This window comes from Mesorhizobium loti CJ3sym, from assembly GCF_000472785.1.
Taxonomy (GTDB): domain Bacteria; phylum Pseudomonadota; class Alphaproteobacteria; order Rhizobiales; family Rhizobiaceae; genus Mesorhizobium; species Mesorhizobium loti_E.
The window spans coordinates 142,836-159,379 of record NZ_AXAL01000019.1; the positions used below are offsets into that span (position 1 = coordinate 142,836).

Here is a 16,544-nt window from a genome sequence, read left to right on the forward strand (position 1 = left end):
CAATGCGCTTGGGGTATGCCCTTCTGAATGTAACTGACGAGGACGGGGCTATACAAATCTTACGCTTACTGAAAGCGGGATGCGATCGGGTTTATGTCGAACGGTCCAACCACCAACCTCGCCCGACGTCATTGCTTGGCGCGATCAACTCGGGCGACGTCATAGTGGTGGATGATCTTTCCAGGCTCGCCGCAACGCCCGGCAAACTAAGCATGGCCCTGGGCTCTCTGCCCATCCTTGATGCCGGCCTAGTCTCACTTGGCGACGAGATTGACACGGGGGAATACCTGCCGGAACACGTCGCCAGGATATTTGCGGCATTTGACCGCCTAGTTGTGGAGCCTCAACAGGTTGTCCCCGGTTAGGGCGAGGCAACTGATAGGTGGTTTGGAATTTAAGCTGCTGTGCGGGGGATGCCAATTGTATCTGTGCAGCCAGACAGGCAGTTCGGCGGCGCGATGATTTGATGTGGGGTAGGCAATGGCGTAGGCCCATTCGCGCAGCGCCGTCTGGATGAAGCGCTCGGCCTTGCCGCCTTGTCCTGGCATGCTTGAGGCCGAGATCGCGGCAGGCCTTGGCGAGGCCTTCGATCTGTAGCAGGAGCCGTTGTCGGTCATGACGCGGGCTATGGTGACGCCGAGCCTGGCGTAATAGGCGACCGCCGCCTTGAGAAAGGCGATGGCGCTTTCCTTTTTCTCGTCGGGCAGGATCTGCGAAAAGGCGATGCGGAACGCGTCGTCGATGCAGACATGCGACAGCGCGGATCACGTGACTGTCGCCAGACCGGCGTTGGCTCTGCCAGTAGCGTCGCCGGAGAGCTTCGCCGGATCGAAGTCGGCCTTTAGCCTGACACCGCGACCTCCAACCTGACTCGGTATGCCATCGCCGATCAATTCGACGCCGGCGAGTTCCAGGGCGCCGATCAGCTTCATCAGCGAGTCGACATTGCCCCTTATCATGGACTCGCTTGCCTCCATGCGTTGGATCGTTGGCACGGAAAGTCCGGACAAGTCCGCGAGCTTGCGCTGGTCGATACCGAGAAGCGCTCTGGCGGCGCGTAGCTGGGGAGCCGTGATCACGTGGCGGGTCCTCTTGATGTGAGATGTTGGACATCATGTGTGCAAGTTGCAACATATATTGAAGCGTTCTATCGTCAATAACTGATGCATAAAACTTTGATTTTGATGTAAGTTCCGCTTGGTCATTTGGCCCTATCGGCAAAATCGGGCGGGTGGCTTGATTGCCTGCAATGGCACGCGTGCGAAACCCTGAGCCCCAGCTGAAATGGCATGGATAGCGAAATACCACTCTGATTTTGGCAATATCGAGATCCTGCAAGCCAAGGATACCGGTTCGTTCATTTACCGCCAAGGTGGATGTTTCCAAAGCGAGTGTGACAGGGACGGCGTTAGCGTGGTGCCGTATGTGCACGCGATCTTCGGCCGCTGATCCAAAAACAGTCGTGAAGTGCTGATGATCGGTTTCGGCGGAAGCCCTGATGCGCTTTTCCCTGCTCTCGGCACTAACCGGCAACAACGATCCTCCCCACAAGGCGGCCAAGCCGTTTTCACTGGACCGTGACGGCTTTGTCATGGCGGAAGGCGCAGGGGCAATGGTTTGGAGCCACTGGCCGCAGCGGTGGGGCGAGCGGCTGGGGTTCTCGCCATCATGCAAGGTTGCGGGAAAAGGCAGATGATTTCCATCGCACCCGATCAAAACCGGATGCGTCGCCTGCCATCGGTGCTATGCGTGCAGCCCTAACTGACGCGAGGATCGCGGCAACGGCCATAGACTACGTCAACACCCACGGTACGTCGACTCCTGAGAATGACAAGATGGAGTATCTGGCCATGTCGACGGTTTTCGGGGATCGCATGCCGTCGCTTCCGGTATCCTCCAGCAAGTCGATGATCGGGCACACGCTAACGGCGTCCGATGCGATTTCCGATGCGATTGAAGCGGTGTTCTCGGTGCTCACCTCCGCAATGGTACGATCCCCCCAACCATCAACTGCGACAACCCCGACCCTGCGATCGTGCTCGACGTGGTGCCCAACACAAAGCGCGCCGCCCGCGTATCGTCGGTCCAGTCGAGTTCTATCGGATTTGGCGGCCAGAACATGTGTCTGGTCAATGCGGCCGCTTAGCACGCTGCCGCGCCATCTGCGGATTGTAATTGTCAGGTTATTTCGGCGGATCGTCTCGGCGCGGACGACTGCGTTCGTGCGCGACAATCCGGCTTTCAAGGCATCGGGCGATCTCTCGCCCAAGTTGAACGTGGTAAACACGCAGGGCGAAGTGTTCGCGATCCAGAGCGTCGGTGATACGATTGTCGCGGCACCCCTCATTGATGACCCTGTTCAGCATTGCCAGCTCCTCTGGCATCGCTCTGTTCGTAACTGTAATGCCCGAGCGCTCATCCGCCTTCGATGAGGGATGTGTAGACCATCGACAATGGAGGTGTTCTCACCGACGATGGGGCCGGCCTGCGTCAGACCGGCAACGCCCGAATGCTGCTTTGAGGCAACGGCACCGGCGTGTTAGAAGACAGCGTCAGGAAGTAACATGGCCCCGAACCCTTTTGCGCCGGAACCAGCACCCGATCCACTTGGCAAAATGCTTGTCAGGGCCGCCGTATCCGCAGTGCTGATCGCGGGAGCAGGTGCGGCGCTGGCCATGACCATGGGCGTGACTGCCATGTCGGCCGTTTTGTTCGCAACGGCGTGCGGGTTGATCTCAGTTATCACGTCATACATCTAAAACCGGCGAGGCCTCCGCCTCCGGTGGAGAAATATGTCTCGGTTCGTGCGCCAGGGTTGCCCGCTGGAACGGGTCGCTAAGTATGTCCAGTTTAACATGATAGATATTGCAATTGACTAAGTGTTTGATATTATTATGTAAAATAGACTTACATAACAGATATTCCGCAATACAAGTCTACGGCTGTTCCCAGAGAGATGCTGCCGCGATAGCGAGCGCCGGCGGCCGTATATGGCGTTCGCATCATCTGCTCCAACGGTCCGTGCTGGAGCCCCGACGACCGCACGTTCTACTTCGCCGATACCTGGACCGGCGAGATCTGGGCCTATGATTATGATATCGCCACCGGTACCGCCACCAACCGCCGCACTTTCGTGCGCGTCGACACAAGCAAGGGCGGTGCTGCCGATGGCTCGACCGTCGATGCCGAGGGCTATCTGTGGAACGCGCTGGTCTATGACGGCCGCCTGGTGCGCTATGCGCCGGACGGCGGCGTCGATCGCATCATCGACATGCCGGTAAAGAAGATCACCAGCGTGATGTTCGGCGGGCCGGAGCTCGACACGCTCTACGTCACCTCGATGGCCAAGCCGCCGCCGCCGCGCTTTCCCGGTGACGGTGTCCTGCGTGGCAGCCTCTTCGCCATTTCTGGACTCGGCGTTACCGGCGTTCCGGAGCCGCGATTTGGCGGGTAATTCGATGTGCCACGGGGCGGCACTGACACCCGTGCCGATCAGATCAGCAACAGCCCCTTCATGCTGGCGTATCCCTTGCGCCCGATGATGATGTGGTCGTGCACGCCGATGCCCAGCCGTTTACCCGCGTCGATGATCTCCTTGGTCATCTCGATGTCGGCGCGCGACGGCGTCGGGTCACCTGAGGGGTGGTTGTGGACCAGGATGATCGCGGTTGCCGACAGTTCGAGCGCGCGCTTGACCACTTCCCTGGGATAGACCGGCGTGTGGTCGACAGTGCCGGTCTGCTGCACCTCGTCGGCGATCAGCGTGTTCTTCTTGTCGAGGAACAGGATGCGGAACTGCTCGCGCGCCTCGAAGGCCATGGCCGAGCGGCAATAGGCGAGAAGCTGCGTCCAGGACGACAGGACCTCGCGGCCATGAACTTCGCCGTGCGCCATGCGCTGCGCGGTCGCCGCGACGATTTTCAGGTCGAGCGCCACCGTCGGCCCGATGCCCTTAACCTCCTGCAATAGGGTAACGGGCGCGCCAAGCACTTCGGCCAAAGTGCCGAAGCGCGCCAGCAACGCCTTGGCGGCCGGCTTGGTGTCGGCGCGCGGGATCAGCCGGAACAGCAAGAGCTCCAGAAGTTCATAGTCGGGTAGGGCGTCCGGGCCGGCTGCGGCAAAGCGCTCGCGCAAGCGGTCGCGATGGCCGAGATAGTGCGGCTTTTCAGTTGGAGCCGGCCTGGCTTTCGCCGCTGGCCGCACCGGGACCTCTGAAAAGAAACTCCGCTCGTCGTCGCCTGTGTCTTCCATATGCCCCCGCACCCCAGCCAATCGCGCGGACAAAGCTGCCGCCCAACCCGGCGAAATACTAGGCCGGCAGGCAGGGGCGGTCGAGTTTTTTTGGCGACCACCGAAAACCCTGCGACCACCAGCGAACATGCGTTCGCATTGTGTGACCGGGTAAACCGCCGCGCAGGCAGTCAGCTCGTTCATCCAAGCCTGCCGCCGAGCCCGTCCATCACCGCGCGGATCAGCGGCACATCCTTGATATCCGTGTGCACGACCAACCAGAGTTCACGTATAAGCGGGTCGCCCGGCAAAGGCAGTCTGGTCAAATTCAGATCCGCCGCCATGAAATCAGGCAGCAGCGCGACGCCGCCGCCGGCCTTGACAGCAGCCAGCTGAAATTCCAGCGCCGAGGTGCGGATGGCGACCGGACGGGTTCCGGCAATTTGCGCAAGCATCCGTTCCTGTGGCGACGCGGCCATGGTTTCCTCGTAGCCTATGAAGGACCAGTCCGCTTCGCGCGTCGCGGCCAGATAGGCGGGATCCGCATAGAGGCTGAAGCCGATCTCGCCGATCTTGGTGACGGTCAGGTCGCCCTGTTCTGGCCGTGCCATCCGCACGGCGATATCGGCCTCCCGCCGTCCAAGCGAGGCATAGCGCGTCTCGCCGATGACCACGACATTGATGCCTGGATGGCTTTGCCGGAGGCCAACGAATCGCGCCGCCAGCAGCGCGGTCGCCAGGGCAGGCGGGGCGCTTACCCGGACGGTCCCTGTGTGCCGGTTCTCGGTATTCAGCGCCGCCCGCTCGATCATCAGCGCGTCTTCGCTCATGCGCGTCGCGATGTCGGCGATCTGTTGGCCCTTGGCGGTAAGCGAAAGGCGGCGCCCGCGCCGGTCGACGAGTTTGGCGCCGATCTTCTCTTCCAGATGCGCCACTCGTCTCGCCACCGTGGCATGTTCCACGCCCAGTGCCCGGGCAGCCGCCGAGAGCGTGCCCAGGCGTGAAAGGGCATGGAAATGGCGCAAGTCTTCCCAATCCGGCATCGGATCGTTTTTTCCTATTGTCTGGGAAATTATAGGTAATTTTCAATCAGCTTGCCATCTGCCATTCATCCGCCAAGCATCAGATTGGAGAATGAGGATGGATATCGCCGTTACGCTGACCGCCACGGGAGGTGTCAACCAGTTGCAGGTGTCGGAACGTGCACCGCAATCTCCCGGTCCGAAGGAAATCCGTATCCGCCACGAGGCGATCGGCGTCAATTTTCTCGACATCTACCATCGCAAGGGCATCTACCCGCTGCCTTCCTATCCCCACGTGCTGGGTGCCGAGGGGGCGGGAACCGTCGAGGCCGTCGGCTCGGAGGTCGCGTCGCTTGTCCCGGGCGACCGCGTCGCCTATGCCGGCGCCCCTGTCGGCGCCTACAGTTCCACCCGCCTGCTGCCGGCGGAGCGGGCGATCAGGTTGCCGGCCGGGGTCGGATCACGCACAGCGGCGGCATCGACACTGAAAGGCATGACGGCCTACATGCTGCTCAACCGCGTTTATGCTGTGAAGCCGGGCACCGCCATCCTGGTCCACGCGGCGGCGGGCGGTCTTGGGGCTATTCTGGTGCGTTGGGCGAAATATCTGGGCGCAACGGTGATCGGCACGGCCGGCTCCGAGGAAAAAGCCGCTCTCGCTCGCGCTCACGGCGCCGACCATCTCATCGTCGGTCGTGACGCCGATCTCGTCAGGGAGGTCATGGAGCTGACGGATGGTCGTGGCGTGGATGTTGGCTACGATGGCATTGGCGGCACAATGCTTGCCAAGACGATTCAATGCATAAGGCCATTCGGCACTGCCGTGAGCTTCGGTCAGGCGGCTGGGCCGATCCCTCCGGTTTCACTCGACCAGTTGCGGCCCAATCGCGCTCTCGCCCACCCGAGCATCATGGCCGCGACCGGCAACCAGGCTTTCTACGCCGAAGCCGCGGCTGCCGTGATCGATGCCTTTCAGCGCGATATCACGGCGGCTGTCGGTGGCGAATTCGCGCTTGGCGATGCGGCAGGAGCCCACGTGGAGCTCGAAGCCGGACGAACCACCGGAAGCCTGCTCCTTATTCCATAGGTAGGCACCAGCGCCGGTTGGTGGCCTTTCGCGTCCTGTTGGCGGCGTGGGCGTGCTAGGCCGGCAGGCCGGGGCGGTCGAGATTGCCAGGCGATAGCGTAAAAATCTCGCAGCCGGTGTCGGTCACGCCGATCGTATGCTCGTATTGGGCCGACAGCGAGCGATCGCGCGTCACCGCCGTCCAGCCATCCGACAGCACTTTCACATGCGGCCGGCCGAGGTTGATCATCGGCTCGATGGTGAAGATCATGCCAGGCCGCATCTCGACGCCTTCATTGGCGCTGCCATAGTGTAGGATGTTGGGGGCGTCGTGGAACAGCTGGCCGACGCCGTGGCCGCAGAAGTCGCGCACCACCGAGCAGCGCTCCGCCTCGGCAAAGGTCTGGATGGCGGCGCCGATAGCGCCGGTGCGCGCGCCCGGCCTGACCGCGGCGATGCCGCGCATCAGGCATTCATGGGTGACCTCGAGCAGGCGTTCAGCGGCGCGCTTGATCGTGCCGACCGGATACATGCGCGAGGAATCGCCATGCCAGCCGTCAAGGATGTAGGTCACGTCGATGTTGACGATGTCGCCATCCTTCAGCGGCTTGTTGTCGGGAATGCCGTGGCAGACGACGTGGTTGATCGAGGTGCAGGACGATTTCGTGTAGCCGCGATAGTTGAGCGTCGCCGGCAGTGCGCCGTGGTCCATGCCGAATTCGAAGACGAAACGGTCGATCGCGTCCGTGTTGACACCGGGCTCGACCATCGGCACCAACTCGTCCAGGCAACGCGCGGTGAGATCGCATGCCTTGCGCATGCCGGCAAAGCCGTCCTCGCCATAGAGGCGGATCTGGCCGGTGTTTCGGAGTGGTGCCGTGGCGGCGTCGAGATAGGTGACCATTTTTTCCGTGTAGAAGGGTGGCGCTGCGGGAGTGCGGGCGTGAATGCCGCATAAGATTTGGCACTTGGGAGCAAAAGGTTCAAGGAAGAACTGCCTGATGCAGTCCGAGCCGCCGGGATATTCGTCTCGCCGGGGCGATCTCTTGCCGGTTTTGCATGGCTTGCTTTCCTTTCCGGCCATCGTGCGCTAGGGCGGGGTATGTTTTGGAAATTGCCTCCGTTTCCCAAGCGCTCCAGATCGCTTGAAGCGCCGCTGACGGCAGCCTGCTCATGTCTGATGGGCCTAGTGCTGCTTGCGATGCTGTGCCTTGGCCGGCCTGATGTGCCCGCCTTCGCGGATCCCGCACAGGGGCGTGCCAGCGTCGGCCTGGAACGGTCGGGCGAGGTCGCGGCGCTGCTGCGCGTCACCAACAAGGCACAAGCACTAGAGGCTCGCGCCGCCCGGCCGGCGCTGGCCAAGTTCGCCGGCGGCCATCCGGCCCTGCCGGCTCAGCAAGCTGTTTTCCTTCGGCTCAACCTGACGTCGCCGGCAGTGTCTGTTGCCTGCTATGGGGCGGTCTCCGCTCCCAGCGCAAGCAGCAACCAGCCGCGTGCACCGCCTTCCACGCATGCCTGAGCGGTCCAGAACCGCACGTTCACACCCTTCCAAGTCATTCGCGTCGCGATCTGTGCGGCGGCCGAGAGCCGCGCATTGGTGGCGCGGCGCGTCATTTTCCGGATTATTGCAATGCAGCAACGTGTCAAGACATTCAAAAGCCTGTCGCGTGCGGCCTCAGCCGCTTCGTTTCTCTCTGTTCAGGCTTTCATCGGTATCGGAACCGTCTACTGGGCGATCGCCGAGACGCTTTATCTGTCGGGAGCCGGAGCGCTCGTCCTTGGTGCCCTGTTCGCCTTGCCGTCAGCCTATGTTCTGCTGACCGCAGTGCGCATAGCCTTCGACGCGGAAACTGACCCGGCCAACCAGTAATCGCGCTGCCAACTCGGAAAGTTCTGCCGGATTACCCCTGGTACCGGCAGGCTTTCCTCAACCATTTGCAGCAAAAAATCACCGCTTCCGCAGTGACGACACATTTTCGTGGCACAAACCGGTCAAGCAACTTTTGACGACGAACGGCGTTGCTTGGGCGACGCCAGTTCGGGAGATGTAGGATGGACAGATTGCAATTCGAGGTGCCGGTGCGCATCGCACAAGCCCCCGGCCTGCCAGTCGAGGAGATTTACGGCGTCGAGCAGGCGCTTGATTTTCTTCAGGACTGGCCGGCGCGTCGCCAAGGGCCGGTCTATCAGAAAGCCTTCAACGCCTGTTTCGGCGCCACCGTGGAGGTGGTCAAGACCGAGGATGCCTGCCGGGCCTTCATGGCGTTCTGCCGTGTCACCGGACTGATGGCCAGCGACATGATGGCGCCGGGCAAACGTAGCGGCGAGACGAAGGCGCTGCAGGCCTGAGGGCCGCTTTGCCGACCCCGATCAACCACTCCGCTTCTGAACCAAATTGGCTTGAATGCACATGACGATCTCGTGTGTGGATCATCGCCTGCATCTTCTTCGACGACGACACATCGACAGCGGCGTTAAGCTTCCGTTTCCATATCAGAGGCTACGCCATTGCTTGTTCAGCAATGGTTGATTCGTTGCGTCAGTTCATGGTTGTGAAGATGTCCCCAGAAAAAGTCCGTGCATTTCCGATCGACCGTCAGGCATTCTTGGTCAGAGAAGTTGCAGCCAAGCTCGACAATCTGCATGGCGAGACCGCAGCATCGTTTTGGAGGTCGAAAGCAGCGGAGCTGCTCGACCTCGTTGTCGGGTCGGGCAGGGACAGAGCGACAGCCAGTGATGAAGTACGCAGGTTTTTCCTGGCCGTACAGAGAGAGCTGTCGGCTGGGATAGCCGTTGAGACGGCACCAATTCTTTCCGCCTGAAGCAAGGACTGCTCTATCGTATCGCGCTGTTTACTCCAATAGCGCGTAGACGTTGACCTTTGCTGCGATTTCCTGTGCTTGCGTCGCAACACTGCACCTAATTTACATCATCTCTATTCTTGGGAGCGCTCAGTGCAGCCGCAATCCGCTAGGTTGCATCAGCAGGGATGACTCGTGCCCATTGGTGCGAGTGGGGGGTGATGATGGCTCGTATTTGGTGGAGCGCAGCCGAGTCTGGTGTTGTTTCAGGATGGCTGGAGCACACGGGCTAAGTCTGTGAAGTGGCAGCGCGCGCGATGATGGTGCGGCCAGTTGCATGCTTCATGTCGAACATGTCGAACTTGCGTTCTGGACCTCTGACAAATGCCCCGCTTCGATACATCAAAGTTAAATGCGGACAAATTGCTTCGTTGCTAATGAAGCAGTGGGGGGCTGCTCGGGAGGAGCGCCCATGGATATACGAGATATCGTTGAGAAGATGTCAGCCAAGCTGCTGAAGCGCCGTGCGGATACACTGCCGGTGTCCATTAAGCCGATCCGCGCATCCTTGGCCGACATTCCACGTGCGCCGCGGCAGACGTCGGTGTATCGACCATCGCCTCCGGCTCGGCCAGCCAGCAACATGTAGTTTTGCACGAGCGCAGAAACACCGAGCTTCCGCATGGCCGTTACCGTGCCGCTGGTCGGCGGTTAGGCTCGCGGTCCGCTCAGGATGTTCGCTATTCGAGACCCTTTGCATGGTCCCAGGCCTTCGACCACATCCTGAGGGCTTTCTGGTCGAGCGCTTTAGGCAGATGAAGGTGCTTTTGCGCTTCAGCCGAGGGATAGAGGTTGGGGTCGGCGCGCAGTGTCTCGTCGAGCAGCGCGAGTGCTGCCCTGTTCGCGGTCGAAAAACCGGTGTCCGTGGCTGCGGAAGCGGCGATTTCGGGACGCAGCACAAAGTCGATGAAGGCGTGCGCGGCCTCCGGGTGCGGGGCGTCGCTCGGTATCGCCAATATGTCGGCCCACACCAGATTGCCTTCCTTCGAGAGGCGATAGGTGATGGAGAACGGGCGCTTGGCTTCCTTGGCCCTGATGTCGGCGATGTGCATGTCGCCGGAAAAGCCGAGCGACAGGCAGGCATCGCCCTCGGCGAGGTCGTTGATATAGCTCGAGCTGTGGAATTTGCGCACGTACGGGCGCACCTTGGCGACCACGTCCACGGCTTTCTGCAATTCGTCGGGATTGGTGGTGTCCGGGCCCAGCCCGAGATAGATCAGCGCCAGGCCCAGCACCTGCTCGGCGTCGTCGAGCATGGTGATGCCGCACGGTGCGAATTTGGCGGCGATTTCAGGATCGAAAAGCATGCGCAGCGAGTCGACCGGGGCATCGGGCATGATCGCGCGGATCTTCTCGACGTTGTAGCCAACACCGGTGGTTCCCCACATCCACGGCACGCCATGCGCGCCACCCTTGTCGACCTCGTCGAGGCGGGCAGCGACTGCCGGGTCGAGATTGCCGAGGTTGGATAGGCGGCTCTTGTCGAGCGCCGCCCAGACGCCGGTCGGCAGTTCACGCTGCAGATGCGGCGCGAGATTGATGGTGACGAGGTCGTAGCCCGATCCGCCGGTGAGCAGTTTGGTCTCGACCATGTCATTGGAATCGAACATGTCGTAGCTGACCTTGATGCCGGTCTCGGCCTCGAACTTTTCGATGCTGCCGGGCCCGAAATAGGACTCCCAGGAATAGAGATGCAGGACCTTTTCCTCGGCCTGGGTCGAGGTCGCAAAAAGGCATGCCGCGGCGACCGCGAGCCAATGTTTCATCATGTTCTCCCTTGGGTTGACCCCGATCGGGGCTGTTCAGTCAGGCTGCATTTTTGGCAAGCAGGCGCTCCGGCGTCGGCTCCAGCAGCACGCCGTAGAGATCAGGACGCCGGTCGCGGAACACGCCCCAGCTGCGCCTCGCGGCCGCGATCTCGTCGAGATCGAGGGCCGCCGTGATGACGCTGTCGGAGACACGGTCGGCCTCGGCGAGTTTTGCGCCGGTATGATCGGCGATGAAGGATGAGCCGTAGAAGACGATCTCGTTTGCCTCACCCCTCTCGACTCCGACCCGGTTGGCGGCGATGACCGGGGTCAGATTGGCGCCGGCATGGCCCTGCATGACGCGTTGCCAATGGTCGCGCGAATCCCAGCCGCGAAAGGATGGCTCGGAGCCTATTGCCGTCGGATAGATTAGCACCTCGGCGCCCATCAGCACCATGGCGCGGGCGGCTTCGGGAAACCACTGATCCCAGCAGATGCCGGCGCCGATCCTGCCGGCGGCGGTGTCGAACACGCGAAAGCCGGTGTCGCCATCGGCGAAATAGAGTTTTTCGGAGTAGCCCGGACTGTTTGGAATATGGCTCTTGCGGTAGCGGCCGAGCACTTCGCCGTCGGCATCGATCATGACCAGCGTGTTGTAGAGCCGCGACCCGTCGCGCTCAAACAGCGAAACCGGCAGGACGACGCCCGTTACGCGCGCCAGCGCCGCCATGCGGGCGATGGTCTTGTGGCCGTCGAGGGGGAGGGCGCGGCTGCTATGGCTGATATCCTGGTCCATGCAGAAGTAGACGCCTTCGAACAGTTCCTGCAGCACGACAAGCCCGGCACCGCGCCTTGCGGCTTCGCGGACATGAATTTCGAGCTTGTCGAGATTGCTTTCGACCTCATCGGTGCAGGAAATCTGGACCGCGGCGGCGATCAACTGGCGCATGGCTCACCTCCGAGATTGCTGTTGTGTGGTCCGCGATGGGCTGCTGGCGTGCTCGGCTGGGTCATCCAGCTTCTGGCTGCCGTGATTGCGATCTCAGGCATGAGTGCGCACCCTGCTGTTGCCATGATGACGTGACGTCGTGTCCACCGCATCACACCGGCTGTTCCTGGGTGATGCAGTGGATGGCGCCGCCTGCCGGGACGACGGCGCCGACATCGACGGTGACGATGCGGCGATCTGGGAAGGCAAGGGCGACGGCCGCCTTGGCTTCCTCGCCCGAAGGGCGCCCGAAATCCGGCATGACGACGCCGCCATTGGCGAGCGCAAAATTGATGTAGGAGCGGGCAAACACTGCACTCGTCGCTTCGACATCATAGGCCTCGGGGATGGGGATGACTTCGAAGTTGCGGCCGTGCGCGTCGGTCTGGCCAGCAAGGGCGGCGAGATTGTCGGCAAGGATGCGGCCGTGCAGGTCGGAAGGATCTGGATTGTATTCGAACATCACCACGCCGGGCTTGACGAAGCAGCACATGCCGTCGACATGGCCGTCGGTCTCCAGATCCAGCGGATCGCCGGGAAGCCATACGACTTTTTCGAGGCCAAGCATGCGCAACAATTCCTTCTCCACCCAGGCCTTCGAGATGCCGGGGTTGCGGTTGGAATGGAGCAGGCTGGTTTCGGTGGCGATCAGCGTGCCTTGGCCGTCAGTGGTCAGCGAGCCGCCCTCGCAATGCAGGAAGGAGCGCAGGATGGACGCGTCCTCGCGAGCGAGCAGCCGCTCGGCCAGCGCGTTGTCCTGGTCATAGGGCTCGTGCTTGCGGCCCCAGGCATTGAAGCGCCAGGACACGCCGGCGAGGCTTCCATCGGCCAGTTTCAGGAAGGTCGGACCGGAATCGCGGATCCAGCAATCGTCGATCGGAATTTCGACCACCTCGATCCCGCTTCCAAGCTGGGCACGAGCGCCATCGGCATGGTCGGGATGCGCCACCATGGTGACAGGTTCGAACTGGGCGACGGCATGGGCGACATCGGCGTAGGACTTCTGCATTGCGGGCAAGGTAGCGCCGTACATGTCCTGACGGTGCGGCCAGGCCATCCATGTCCTGGCATGCGGCTCGAACTCCGCGGGACGGCGGATCTTCAAATGCTGCGCCGGCCATTCGATGGCGTTCATCAAACTCTCCATTCATGTATCGAACTTATTGTTAATCGGCTTCGAGGCCCGTACAACTGAGAAGGATTCCTCAGTCTGGTGAATGGAATTCATGAATGGTGAAGTTCCGGCACATTCCGCCAACGCAGTTCCTGAAGGGGTTCGAGGCAGCTTCACGGCTGGAAAGTTTCAGCCGTGCCGCTGAGGAGCTCGGCCTCTCCCAGTCGGCGATCAGCCACCAGATGCGCCTTCTCGAAGGCCATATCGGCCAGCCGCTGTTCATGCGCTTCGGCCGTGAAGTGCGGCTGACGGATGCCGGACGCGACTATCAGCGCACCGTGCGCCGCTGCCTCGAAATGATGGAGGAGGGGTACCGGCGGCTGGAGCCGTTTCGAAAGCCCGGCAGCGTGGTGATCTATGCGCCGCGCGATTTCAGCCGACGCTGGCTGCTGCATCGCCTGCCGGCCTTGCGGGCGGTCGCGCCGGCCTGCGAGCCATGGCTCGACACGAGCAGCGCTCCCGTCGATTTCGAAACCATGGAACTCGACCTTGCAATCGTCTACGCGGATGCGCCTCCGGAAGGCTGCGAGAGCCTGCTGATCGCCCGGGATTTTCTGTCACCCGTGGCAACGGCGGAACTGGGCCGCACGCTGCGCACCCCGGCCGACTTGCTTGGCGCCCCGCTCATCCACGATGAACGCCCGACCGGCTGGGCGGACTGGTTGCGCGGCGTCGGCATCGAGCCGAACGGCACCTGGCACGGCACCAATTTCAGCGACAGCGATCTGGCACTCGCAGCCGCCGAGCAAGGCCAGGGCGTGGCGCTGGGCAGTCTGACCTTGGCCGGCGAGGCACTTGGCTCAGGAGCCCTCTTGCAGCCATACGAACACGTCCTTAATGCAGGGCGCGGATGGTACGCGATTTCCACCCGAGACCGGCTGCGGGATGTCGATGTGCTGGGGACCTGGGATTGGCTGCGCGAACAGGCGCCGGTGGTTCCTCCACAGGCCGTGCCAAAATAGTGGCGATAGCGGCCTGGCTCGCTGCATCGTGACAGCACGATCCTTGCGGAACCGCGTCACAAGATGCGAATTTGGGTGGTACCAGGTTTTGCGAGGATGCCACGATGCTCACATGCAGGATTATGCTTTGCACGGCAGCGATGGTGATTGCCGCTACAAATCTCGCCAACGCTCGGCCTGAAACGCACAAGATGACGTGTGCACAGACTCAGGCCCTCATTCAGAGCCAACATGCCACTGTGTTGAGCACCGGACCGAACACCTATGATCGCTATGTCCGCCAATTCGGCAGTGAGTGCGATGCCCCTTACGTGCCGATGGTTGACTATGTCCCGGCCAGTGACGGTCAGTGCATGGTCTATCGCTGCGAAGAGCCTTCGCCGATGGTTCCGAATTGATCGGAGGCCAGTGCCGCTTTCCCGACCTTGACGGATCCTCAAACGCTGGCTGATGCCATTTACTTGAGCTTTTGGATCTCCGGAGCCGGCGTCTGATCGGTCGCCGGAGCCGGGGTGCAATCCTGGCCCTTGCAGTCGAGGACGGGGTCTTTGGCGGGAGGCAGGCAATTTTGCCCCTCGCAATGAATTGCCGGCGACTGCTCCGTCGTGGCTTGGCCATTCGGCTGGGCGGGCTGGTCTTCAGCGCGAACGGCCAGCGCGCCCGCCAGGCCGGTGATGGCAGCGCATAAGAGCGCTATGCGAATCAAAGTCATTCTTGCCTCCACTGTGGACGATACGCCGGCTCACTCCGGATATCCGGAAAACACTCGCACTGCTGACACCGAAATCGCTTGTTCGCACGATTTAGCTATTCGGAGCCGCGTATTTCCAACGGTGACGCCTGAGCTTGGAACAGATCGACCGAGTGGCCAGAGGATGCCCAAACGCATATCCCGTATGCCGTCATGAAAGAGATCAACAGGGCGGTCACGACGGATAAACGGTGCATGGCTGGGCTGGTCCTCTTTGTTGCAGACCCGTCTACAACCCCCTGCAACCTGATCGGTTCGTCACAAAATATTCACCGTGTCGGCATGGTTAACGACTGGTTTTGAGCTTCGACGGCACTCCTCGCTCGGCTCTCGAAGCGGCGGCGCGGTAAAGGGCGGAAAGCAAGCCGAGAGCTCTGCTGGGTGTAAAATTGGCTGTTCGCTTAAATATTTTTGTTGTCGGTTTGTTCTGTGTCTCTTGATAATCTACTTCCGCATGGTCACCTACATTGTGGTGGGTCGAAATCTTGGGGGTAAGATGGCGAACGAAATATCGGTACAGAGTGGCGTCGCTCTTACGCAGTGGCGTGAACAAATTCCAATTCGAGGATGCCAGTTCGATCTCTCGCGGATCAAGGCCGCATACAGAGAGTTTAACAACATAAACAGCAGAGAGGGTGATCGAATGATCGCCGCCCTCAAGAAGCCGGTCGACGTTACCGAAGAGGAGTTTAAAGAGAACAATATTGCTCTCAAGAAGAGGGCGTTCCGGGTGACGGTCTCCATCGTTGGTTTTGACGACGAGACCGCCTTTGGCGATACCGAAGCCATCTTTGACGCAAAAACACTTCCTAGTCCCATCGCCTCGATTTTTTTTACGAATACGACAGCCTTCCGACCAGAAGCCAACGGCAACGAGCCTAACAATCGGTTCAGCGTGCTACTGACGTTCGACAAGCCGCCGATTTTGGACCCCAATCCGCTCGTATCTGCTCCTACGGTAAACAACAGTAATGTCGAGATATACGCCGACGAGTTGACCTACATACGTGCAGTTCAGACCGTTGTCAGAGACAAGCTGCTAAAAAGTAGAAAGTGGTACGCGTTCATCCATCAAAAATTTATCTACGATTTCGGCCTGTGGTTTATTGCGCTGCCATATTCACTTTTCATGATCGCTCGAGCCGTCGACCTATACCTTCCTGTGGGTGGCCCATATTCGGGCTATCGCTGGGCAGCAATCGTGTACGGATGCGGAATCTCGCTCATGATTTACCGGTGCCTCACCGGCTACGTCAAATGGGCCTTTCCTGTGAACGTCTTGACCGAAAACAAAGACACTGCAACGTCTCACCGACTAATCTTTGCTGGCATAGTCGTTGGCCTGATCGGAACAGCAATTCGTTCGCTGCCCGGCATGCTTTGGCCTTGGTAGGGGCGATCAGCCCTCATCCGGGGGAGGCCGGGAGCATGTCTTGAGTGTCGCATGTGGTCGATCGATCGGCCCGACCTAGGCTCAGGACTCATTGATCAGAGCCAGAAGATTACGGTTGCAGCGATGCAGATCGCGGACATGAAGGTGTGGGCGCAGCGGTCATAGCGTGTGTGGATGCGCCGCCAGTCCTTGAGCCTGCCAAACATGTTCTCGATCTTATGGCGGCTTTTGTAGAGCAAGGTGTCGTGCGGGATCGGCAGATTGCGGTTGGCTTTGGACGGGATACAGGCGACTATGCCGCGCTTGGCCAGGGCCGTGCGGAACCAGTCGGCGTCGTAGCCTTTATCCC

19 protein-coding genes and 2 pseudogenes are annotated in these 16,544 nt (G+C 60.8%); 10 read left to right on the top strand and 11 right to left on the bottom strand.

The window, feature by feature from the left end:
* Nucleotides 1-2 precede the first annotated feature (2 nt).
* The gene (locus tag A3A9_RS46530) at nt 3-365 is read left to right on the top strand and encodes a recombinase family protein (RefSeq protein WP_027061186.1); all 363 of its coding nucleotides are present in this window, start codon (nt 3-5) and stop codon (nt 363-365) included.
* Here the strand turns inward: A3A9_RS46530 and A3A9_RS42895 are convergent.
* Nucleotides 330-752 (bottom strand): annotated as a pseudogene (locus tag A3A9_RS42895) (integrase core domain-containing protein); the annotation flags it as partial. The gene A3A9_RS46530 and the pseudogene A3A9_RS42895 sit on opposite strands and share 36 nt — an antisense overlap.
* Before the next feature lie 12 nt (nt 753-764).
* Nucleotides 765-1,079, bottom strand: a complete 315-nt coding sequence (locus A3A9_RS0124805; RefSeq protein WP_027061187.1) for a helix-turn-helix domain-containing protein — start codon at nt 1,077-1,079, stop codon at nt 765-767.
* A 398-nt stretch (nt 1,080-1,477) separates the two neighbouring features.
* On the opposite strand from A3A9_RS0124805, the pseudogene A3A9_RS42900 reads away from it, so the two are divergent.
* Nucleotides 1,478-2,146 (top strand): annotated as a pseudogene (locus A3A9_RS42900) (beta-ketoacyl-ACP synthase); the annotation flags it as partial.
* Nucleotides 2,147-2,183: 37 nt separating this feature from the next.
* On the opposite strand, the gene A3A9_RS44225 reads toward A3A9_RS42900, so the two are convergent.
* Entirely contained in the window at nt 2,184-2,366 is a 183-nt protein-coding gene (locus A3A9_RS44225; RefSeq protein ID WP_152536172.1) for a hypothetical protein, read from the bottom strand.
* A gap of 638 nt (nt 2,367-3,004) precedes the next feature.
* Between A3A9_RS44225 and A3A9_RS39405 the strand changes: the two genes are divergently transcribed.
* Nucleotides 3,005-3,454, top strand: coding sequence for an SMP-30/gluconolactonase/LRE family protein (locus A3A9_RS39405; protein ID WP_245279117.1), 450 nt, complete (start codon nt 3,005-3,007; stop codon nt 3,452-3,454).
* 38 nt (nt 3,455-3,492) lie between these two features.
* Here A3A9_RS39405 and radC read toward each other — a convergent pair whose 3' ends face one another.
* Nucleotides 3,493-4,251 carry a RadC family protein gene (gene radC, locus A3A9_RS0124825; protein ID WP_027061189.1) on the bottom strand — a complete coding sequence of 253 codons (759 nt, stop codon included), beginning with the start codon at nt 4,249-4,251 and terminating at the stop codon, nt 3,493-3,495.
* Between the two features lie 179 nt (nt 4,252-4,430).
* Nucleotides 4,431-5,273: a LysR family transcriptional regulator gene (locus A3A9_RS0124830; RefSeq protein WP_051371113.1), complete on the bottom strand. Its 843-nt coding sequence runs from the start codon at nt 5,271-5,273 to the stop codon at nt 4,431-4,433.
* A gap of 97 nt (nt 5,274-5,370) precedes the next feature.
* Here A3A9_RS0124830 and A3A9_RS0124835 point away from each other — a divergent pair, with 97 nt between their 5' ends.
* Nucleotides 5,371-6,339, top strand: a complete 969-nt coding sequence (locus tag A3A9_RS0124835) for a quinone oxidoreductase family protein (protein ID WP_027061191.1) — start codon at nt 5,371-5,373, stop codon at nt 6,337-6,339.
* A gap of 55 nt (nt 6,340-6,394) precedes the next feature.
* On the opposite strand, the gene map is transcribed toward A3A9_RS0124835, so the two are convergent.
* A complete protein-coding gene (gene map / locus A3A9_RS0124840; RefSeq protein WP_027061192.1) occupies nt 6,395-7,222 on the bottom strand; it encodes a type I methionyl aminopeptidase in 828 nt (275 codons plus the stop codon).
* Between the two features lie 198 nt (nt 7,223-7,420).
* Here map and A3A9_RS0124845 point away from each other — a divergent pair, with 198 nt between their 5' ends.
* The 4 genes from A3A9_RS0124845 (at nt 7,421) to A3A9_RS0124860 (ending at nt 9,140) form a co-directional block, all read left to right on the top strand.
* Entirely contained in the window at nt 7,421-7,837 is a 417-nt protein-coding gene (locus A3A9_RS0124845; RefSeq protein ID WP_152536173.1) for a hypothetical protein, read from the top strand.
* Between the two features lie 111 nt (nt 7,838-7,948).
* A complete protein-coding gene (locus A3A9_RS0124850; RefSeq protein ID WP_033838778.1) occupies nt 7,949-8,188 on the top strand; it encodes a hypothetical protein in 240 nt (79 codons plus the stop codon).
* A 182-nt stretch (nt 8,189-8,370) separates the two neighbouring features.
* The gene (locus tag A3A9_RS0124855) at nt 8,371-8,667 is read left to right on the top strand and encodes a DUF982 domain-containing protein (protein WP_027061195.1); all 297 of its coding nucleotides are present in this window, start codon (nt 8,371-8,373) and stop codon (nt 8,665-8,667) included.
* A 74-nt stretch (nt 8,668-8,741) separates the two neighbouring features.
* Nucleotides 8,742-9,140 carry a DUF6074 family protein gene (locus tag A3A9_RS0124860; protein ID WP_245279115.1) on the top strand — a complete coding sequence of 133 codons (399 nt, stop codon included), beginning with the start codon at nt 8,742-8,744 and terminating at the stop codon, nt 9,138-9,140.
* Between the two features lie 719 nt (nt 9,141-9,859).
* Here the strand turns inward: A3A9_RS0124860 and A3A9_RS0124870 are convergent.
* The 3 genes from A3A9_RS0124870 to A3A9_RS0124880 all read right to left on the bottom strand — a co-directional run bounded on the left by A3A9_RS0124870 (nt 9,860) and on the right by A3A9_RS0124880 (nt 13,050).
* Entirely contained in the window at nt 9,860-10,945 is a 1,086-nt protein-coding gene (locus A3A9_RS0124870; RefSeq protein WP_161634537.1) for an extracellular solute-binding protein, read from the bottom strand.
* A 40-nt stretch (nt 10,946-10,985) separates the two neighbouring features.
* Entirely contained in the window at nt 10,986-11,876 is an 891-nt protein-coding gene (gene aguB / locus A3A9_RS0124875) for an N-carbamoylputrescine amidase (RefSeq protein WP_027061198.1), read from the bottom strand.
* Nucleotides 11,877-12,027: 151 nt separating this feature from the next.
* Nucleotides 12,028-13,050, bottom strand: a complete 1,023-nt coding sequence (locus A3A9_RS0124880; RefSeq protein WP_051371114.1) for an agmatine deiminase family protein — start codon at nt 13,048-13,050, stop codon at nt 12,028-12,030.
* Between the two features lie 95 nt (nt 13,051-13,145).
* On the opposite strand from A3A9_RS0124880, the gene A3A9_RS39410 reads away from it, so the two are divergent.
* On the top strand, nt 13,146-14,051 hold the full coding sequence (locus A3A9_RS39410) for a LysR substrate-binding domain-containing protein (RefSeq protein WP_051371116.1): 906 nt from the start codon (nt 13,146-13,148) through the stop codon (nt 14,049-14,051).
* 457 nt (nt 14,052-14,508) lie between these two features.
* Here A3A9_RS39410 and A3A9_RS0124895 read toward each other — a convergent pair whose 3' ends face one another.
* A complete protein-coding gene (locus tag A3A9_RS0124895; protein WP_033838779.1) occupies nt 14,509-14,763 on the bottom strand; it encodes a hypothetical protein in 255 nt (84 codons plus the stop codon).
* Nucleotides 14,764-15,298: 535 nt separating this feature from the next.
* Here A3A9_RS0124895 and A3A9_RS0124900 point away from each other — a divergent pair.
* Nucleotides 15,299-16,195, top strand: coding sequence for a hypothetical protein (locus tag A3A9_RS0124900; RefSeq protein ID WP_152536174.1), 897 nt, complete (start codon nt 15,299-15,301; stop codon nt 16,193-16,195).
* A 95-nt stretch (nt 16,196-16,290) separates the two neighbouring features.
* Here A3A9_RS0124900 and A3A9_RS0124905 read toward each other — a convergent pair.
* On the bottom strand, nt 16,291-16,544 hold a 254-nt coding region (locus A3A9_RS0124905; protein WP_027061203.1), incomplete at its 5' end, for an IS5/IS1182 family transposase.

Coding starts and splice junctions, on each gene's coding strand:
- A3A9_RS46530 (WP_027061186.1), top strand. CDS start 3: ATGCGCTTGGGGTATGCCCTTCTGAATGTAACTGACGAGGACGGGGCT.
- A3A9_RS44225 (WP_152536172.1), bottom strand. CDS start 2,366: ATGCTGAACAGGGTCATCAATGAGGGGTGCCGCGACAATCGTATCACC.
- radC (WP_027061189.1), bottom strand. CDS start 4,251: ATGGAAGACACAGGCGACGACGAGCGGAGTTTCTTTTCAGAGGTCCCG.
- A3A9_RS0124830 (WP_051371113.1), bottom strand. CDS start 5,273: ATGCCGGATTGGGAAGACTTGCGCCATTTCCATGCCCTTTCACGCCTG.
- A3A9_RS0124835 (WP_027061191.1), top strand. CDS start 5,371: ATGGATATCGCCGTTACGCTGACCGCCACGGGAGGTGTCAACCAGTTG.
- map (WP_027061192.1), bottom strand. CDS start 7,222: ATGGTCACCTATCTCGACGCCGCCACGGCACCACTCCGAAACACCGGC.
- A3A9_RS0124845 (WP_152536173.1), top strand. CDS start 7,421: ATGTTTTGGAAATTGCCTCCGTTTCCCAAGCGCTCCAGATCGCTTGAA.
- A3A9_RS0124850 (WP_033838778.1), top strand. CDS start 7,949: ATGCAGCAACGTGTCAAGACATTCAAAAGCCTGTCGCGTGCGGCCTCA.
- A3A9_RS0124855 (WP_027061195.1), top strand. CDS start 8,371: ATGGACAGATTGCAATTCGAGGTGCCGGTGCGCATCGCACAAGCCCCC.
- A3A9_RS0124870 (WP_161634537.1), bottom strand. CDS start 10,945: ATGAAACATTGGCTCGCGGTCGCCGCGGCATGCCTTTTTGCGACCTCG.
- aguB (WP_027061198.1), bottom strand. CDS start 11,876: ATGCGCCAGTTGATCGCCGCCGCGGTCCAGATTTCCTGCACCGATGAG.
- A3A9_RS0124880 (WP_051371114.1), bottom strand. CDS start 13,050: ATGAACGCCATCGAATGGCCGGCGCAGCATTTGAAGATCCGCCGTCCC.
- A3A9_RS39410 (WP_051371116.1), top strand. CDS start 13,146: ATGGTGAAGTTCCGGCACATTCCGCCAACGCAGTTCCTGAAGGGGTTC.
- A3A9_RS0124895 (WP_033838779.1), bottom strand. CDS start 14,763: ATGACTTTGATTCGCATAGCGCTCTTATGCGCTGCCATCACCGGCCTG.
- A3A9_RS0124900 (WP_152536174.1), top strand. CDS start 15,299: ATGGCGAACGAAATATCGGTACAGAGTGGCGTCGCTCTTACGCAGTGG.